The sequence below is a fragment of the Mycobacterium sp. 852002-30065_SCH5024008 genome (genome assembly GCF_001665645.1).
Classification (GTDB): domain Bacteria; phylum Actinomycetota; class Actinomycetes; order Mycobacteriales; family Mycobacteriaceae; genus Mycobacterium; species Mycobacterium paraffinicum.
Genome location: NZ_LZSZ01000158.1, coordinates 1 through 6,358, shown reverse-complemented (window position 1 = coordinate 6,358; position 6,358 = coordinate 1). Strand labels below are relative to the sequence as shown.

Here is a 6,358-nt window from a genome sequence, read left to right as displayed (position 1 = left end):
GAGATGTGTATAAGAGACAGGTGCTCGATCAGTGGTTGCGGCCGACAGCGGTCGGGGTGGTCGGCGAGTTGTATGTGGCCGGTCATGGCGTGGGGGTGGGGTATTGGCGCCGGTCGGGGTTGACCGCATCGCGGTTCCTCGCTTGTCCCTTCACCGGGGCGTCCGGCACCCGGATGTATCGCACCGGGGACTTGGTGTGTTGGGGCGACGACGGTCAGCTGCGGTATGTGGGGCGCGCGGATGAGCAGGTCAAGGTTCGTGGGTATCGCATCGAACTCGGTGAGATCCAAACCACCCTAGCCAGTGTGGACGGGGTGGACCAAGCGGTGGTGATCACCCGCGAAGACCACCCCGGCGACAAACGCCTGATCGGCTACATCACCCAATCCGCCTCTCACACAGTGGATCCGGTCGCCATCCGCACCCAACTCGCAGACCGGCTGCCGTCCTATATGGTGCCGGCCGCGATCATGGTGCTCAAGACGCTACCCCTGACGGTCAACGGCAAACTCGACACCCGCGCCCTACCCGCCCCCGACTACACCGGCGCTCACTATCGCGCCCCGGGCACTCTGACCGAGGACATCCTGGCCGGCATCTACGCCCAAGTGTTGGGCATAAAGCGGGTCGGGGTCGATGACTCGTTCTTCGATCTAGGTGGGAATTCGTTGTCGGCGATGCGCCTGATAGCCGCGGTCAACACCAGCCTGGATGCCAACCTATCGGTGCGCACCATTTTTGAGGCGCCCACCATCGCGCAGCTAGCACCCCGCATCCAGGCCGGGGGCGGCGGTGGGCTGGCCCCCCTACTGGCCGGCCCGCGCCCGGAGCGGGTGCCGTTGTCATTTGGGCAGTCCCGGTTGTGGTTTGTCGACCAGTTGTTGGGCCCGTCGGCGGTCTACAACCTGCCCATCGCGGTGCGCCTGCACGGGCCACTCGATGTTGAAGCCTTAGGGGCTGCGCTCGGTGATGTGGTGGCCCGCCATGAAAGCCTGCGCACCATATTCCCCACGGTCGACGGCATACCCGAACAGCAGGTGATCACGCCTGAGCAGACCGAGTTCGGCTGGGACGTCGTGGATGCCAGCAACTGGCCGCCCGAGCGGCTCGAAGAGGCCATCGCCGCGGTGGCTGCCTACGCGTTTGATCTAGCCACCGAGATCCCGTTGCGGGCACAGCTTTTCCGCGTCGGCGCCGAGGAGTATGTGTTGGTAGCAGTGGCCCACCATATCGCCGCCGATGGCTGGTCGATCACCCCACTGATACAGGATCTAGGCACCGCCTATACCAGCCGCACACAAGGCCAGGCCCCCGGGTGGGCGCCGTTGGCGGTGCAGTACGCCGACTACACACTCTGGCAACGAGAGCAGTTCGGGGACTTAGAGGACCCGCACAGCCGCATCGGCGGGCAGTTGGCCTACTGGCAGCACGCACTGGCCGGCATGCCTGAACGCCTGGAATTGCCCACCGATCGGCCCTATCCGGCGGTAGCGGATCACCACGGAGCCAGCCTCACCGTGGAATGGCCAGCGCAGCTGCAGCAGGAGATCACCCGGGTGGCCCGGGCACATCAGGTGAGCAATTTCATGGTGATCCAGGCCGCCCTGGCAGTACTGCTCGCCAAGCTAAGCGCCAGTTGTGATGTGGCCGTTGGGTTCCCGATCGCGGGCCGGCGCGACCCGGTACTTGATGAGGTGGTCGGCTTCTTCGTCAACACACTGGTGCTACGCCTCGATCTGACCGGCGACCCCAGCGTAGCCGAACTCCTTGGTCAGGTGCGCGCGCGCAGCCTCGCCGCCTACGAGCACCAAGACGTGCCCTTCGAGGTCTTAGTGGAACGGCTCCACCCCACCCGCTCGCTGGCACATCATCCGCTGGTCCAGGTCATGCTGTCCTGGCAAAACTTGCCCGGGCACAACAATGATCTCGACGACCTGAGTTTGGGGAAGGTGAAGGTCAGCCCGCTCACAGTGCACACCCACACTGCCCGTACGGATTTGGCGGTCTCTCTTGCTGAACACTTCACTGAGGCGGGTGAGCCCGCCGGGATTAGCGGCGCGGCGGAGTTTCGCACAGACGTGTTCGACCCCGACAGCATCGACACCCTGATCCAGCGATTGGGCCGCGTGCTGATGGCTATGATGGCCAACCCCTCCCAGCCGGTGTCCTTGATTGATGTGCTCGATGCGCATGAACACACCCGCCTGGATAACTGGGGCAACCGGGCGGTATTGAGCCGCTCCGCCGCCCCGCCTGTCTCCATCCCGCAGGCGTTCGCCGCCCAAGTCGCCAGCACACCCGGGGCAGTGGCGCTGGCATACGAAGGCTGCACCCTGAGCTACCGAGCACTCGATGAGGCTTCCAACCGGTTGGCGCACTTGCTGGTTGCCCGTGGGGTGGGCCCCGGTGAAGTGGTGATAGTCCTGCTGCCTCGCTCCATGCAGGCCATCACCGCCATCCTGGCGGTCTTGAAGAGCGGGGCGGCCTATGTGCCGATCGATCCGACGGATCCCGACGCCCGTATCGGGTTCATCCTCGCCGACGCCGCCCCGACGGCGGCCATCACCACGACCGAGTTGGGGTCGCGGCTAGACGGATACGACCTGTCGGTCATCGATGTCGATGACCCTGTGACCGACACCCAGTCGGCCGTCCCGCTGCCCTGCCCGGATGCCTGCGACATCGCCTACATCATCTACACCTCGGGCACTACCGGTGTCCCCAAAGGGGTCGCCGTCACCCATGTGGGCATTGCAGATTTGGTTGCGACGCACGCCGAGCGCGTTGCTATCAGGGGCGATAGCCGTATCTTGCAGTTCGCTCCGTTGGTCTTTGACGCATCCGTCGGGAATATGTGGTTTGCCTTATTGACGGGAGCTGCTGCGGTGATTCCGGACGCCGAGCAGGCGCTGCCGGGCAAAGAATTGGCAAAGCTAATAGCAGAGCAGAAAGTGTCTCACGCAAAGATGACACCTTCAGCACTAGCGGCTTTGTCCCCTGACCGACTTGACGGGGTGACGTTGATCGTCGGCGGCGAGGCCTGCCCTGCGGAGGTGGTGGACCGGTATGCCGCTACCAGCACCTTGATAAATGAGTACGGTCCCACGGAAACCACGGTCAATGTGACGGTTGGCCGACCACTTCACGTTGGTTCGGGGGTACCGCCGATCGGTTCGCCGGTGTCAGGGACCGCGTTGTTTGTGCTCGATGGCGGGTTGCGTCCGGTGCCGCCCGGAGTGGTCGGCGAACTGTATGTGGCCGGTCGCAGTGTGGGCATGGGCTATTGGCGGCGGGCGGCGTTGACCGCGTCGCGGTTTGTGGCGTGCCCATTCGGCGGCGCCGGGATCCGGATGTATCGCACAGGGGATCTGGTGCGGTGGGCCGACGACGGCCAGTTGCGGTATGTGGGACGCGCCGATGAGCAGGTCAAGATCCGCGGGCATCGCATCGAACTGGGTGAAATCCAAGCAGTGCTAGCCAGTTTGGCTGGGGTGGAGCAGGCGGTGGTGCTCGTCCGGGAGGACCGGCCCGATGTTAGGCGCCTGGTGGGTTATGTGACCGGGACGGTCGATCCCGTCGCGATTCGCGCCGAGCTGGCGGAGCGCCTGCCAACCTATATGGTGCCGGCCGCAATCGTAATGCTCGACGCCCTCCCACTGACGGTCAACGGCAAACTCGACACCGGTGTGCTGCCGGCCCCGGAGTACACCGATGCCGACGGGTATCGCGCCCCTGGCAGTGCCCTCGAGGAGGTGTTGGCCGAAATTTATGCGCAGGTGCTCGGGGTCGACCGCGTGGGGGTCGACGACTCGTTCTTCGAGTTGGGTGGGGATTCGATGTCGGCGATGCGTCTCGTGGATGCAATCAACACTGGTTTGGATGCGGGTCTCTCGGTGCGTGCGGTGTTCGAGGCGCCCACCATCGCACAGTTAGCGCCCCGCGTCGGTGGGAACGCCGGTGGGTTGGAGCCGTTGGTGGCCGGCGAGCGCCCGGGGCGGTTGCCGTTGTCGTTTGCTCAGTCCCGGTTGTGGTTTATCGATCAGTTGGTGGGCCCATCCCCGGTCTACAACATGGCCGTGGCCGTGCGCCTGCAAGGCAAGCTTGACGCCGACGCGTTGTGGGCGGCACTGGTCGATGTGGTGGGCCGGCATGAGAGCCTGCGCACGGTGTTCCCCGCTGTCGAGGGCATACCCGAGCAACTGGTGATACCCGCTGAGCGGGCCGCATTGGACTGGAGCGTGGTCGACGCGACCAGGTGGCCGGATACCCGGCTGCACGAGGCGATCGAGGCCGCAGCACGTTACACATTCGATCTGGCAACCGAGATCCCCCTCCGCGCAAGGCTTTTCCACGTAGCCGAGGACGAGCATGTGCTGGTGGCGGTGGTGCACCATATCGCCGCGGATGGCTGGTCGGTGACTCCGTTGGTGCGCGATGTGGGTGTGGCGTATGCCGCCCGGTGCGTGGGCGAGGCCCCCAGTTGGCTGCCGTTGGCGGTGCAGTATGCCGATTACACATTGTGGCAGCGTGCCCAGTTCGGGGATCTCGAGGATCCGCAGAGCCGCATCGGCGCGCAGTTGGCCTACTGGCAGGGCGCGTTGGCCGGGACGCCTGAGCGGCTGGCATTGCCGACGGATCGGCCGTATCCGGCGGTAGCCGATCACCGCGGTGCCAGCATCACCGTGGAGTGGCCGGCGGAACTACAGGAGCAGATCGCGCGGTTGGCCCGCGCGCATCAGGTGACCAGTTTCATGGTGATCCAGTCCGCCCTGGCAGTGCTGCTGGCCAAACTGAGCGCCAACGCCGATGTGGCCGTCGGCTTCCCGATCGCTGGGCGCCGTGATCCGGCTCTGGATGAGGTGGTCGGGTTTTTCGTCAACACGTTGGTGTTGCGGGTCGATCTGGGCGGGGATCCCAGTGTGGCCGAGCTGTTGGGGCAGGTGCGGGCGCGCAGTCTGGCCGCGTTTGAGCATCAGGATGTGCCTTTTGAGGTATTGGTCGAGCGGCTCAACCCCACCCGCTCGCTGGCCCATCACCCGCTGGTGCAGGTGATGTTGACCTGGCAAAACCTCCCCGGGCACCACAACGCTAATACCGCCCTCAGCCTGGGTGATATCCACGTCAGCCCGCTGCCAGCCGATACCCACTCTGCGCGTATGGATTTGGCGTTCTCTCTGGCCGAGCACTTCACCCAAGCGGGGGAGCCCGCCGGGATCGGCGGGGCTGTGCAATTTCGCACCGATGTGTTCGAGGCGGCGAGCATCGAAACCTTGATCCGGCGATTCCAGCGCGTGTTGGTGGCGATGACTGCTGACCCGTTGCAGCCTGTCTCTTCGATCAATGTGCTCGATGCGCAGGAGCACGCCCGCCTGGATAGCTGGGGCAACCGAGGTGTGTTGACCCGCGCGGCCGCGCCGACGGTGTCGATCACAAAGTTGTGGGCCGAACAGGTGTCCCGCAGACCGGAGGCGGTAGCGCTGACTTGTGACGGCCTTTCCCTGACCTATCGGGAGCTGGATGCGGCGGCGAATCGCTTGGCGCAGTTGTTAGTTACGCATGGCACCGGTCCCGGTGAGTATGTGGGGCTGCTGATGTCCCGGTCGGCTCAGGCCATCATCGCGATTCTGGCGGTACTCAAGACCGGGGCGGCCTATGTACCGATCGACCCGGGCCTGCCGACGGCCCGCATCGAGTTCATACTCGGCGATACTGCGCCGATTGCCGCTTTGACCACGGCGGGCCTACGGTCGGCTCTCGACGGTCATGGCATGCGGGTGATCGACGTCGAGGACCCCGCTGTCGACACCCAGCCCAGCACACCACCGCCGGGCCCAGCGCCGGATGATATCGCCTACCTGATTTACACCTCGGGCACCACGGGGATTCCCAAAGGCGTTGCCGTTACTCATCAGAACGTGACCCAGTTGCTGGAGTCACTGGACGGGGGCTTGGGCCAAGAGCGGGTGTGGTCCCAGTGCCATTCGTACTCCTTCGATGTTTCGGTGTGGGAGATTTTCGGTGCCTGGCTAGGTGGGGGCCGGTTGGTTGTGGTGCCCGAGACCGTGACCGCTTCCCCGGATGAGTTGCATGCCGTTCTGATCGCTGAACAGATCAACGTGCTAACCCAAACCCCCTCAGCGATGGCCATGCTCTCGCCGGACGGGTTGGGGTCGGTGACGTTGGTGGTCGCCGGTGAGGCATGTCCGGCTGAGGTGGTGGATCGCTTCGGGCCGGGGCGGGTGCTGGTCAACGCCTATGGGCCGACGGAGACCACGATGTGTGTCGCAATCAGTGCCCCGCTTATGGCAGGGTCGGGGGTCTGTCTCTTATACACATCTGACGCTGCCGACGATCGCAT

General features: G+C 64.8%; 1 protein-coding gene. It reads left to right on the top strand.

Features of this window, described 5'->3' with window-relative positions:
* Positions 1-20: 20 nt before the first annotated feature.
* Positions 21-6,358 (top strand): non-ribosomal peptide synthetase (locus A5781_RS19260; RefSeq protein WP_231990760.1); only part of this gene is annotated, 6,338 nt, incomplete at its 3' end.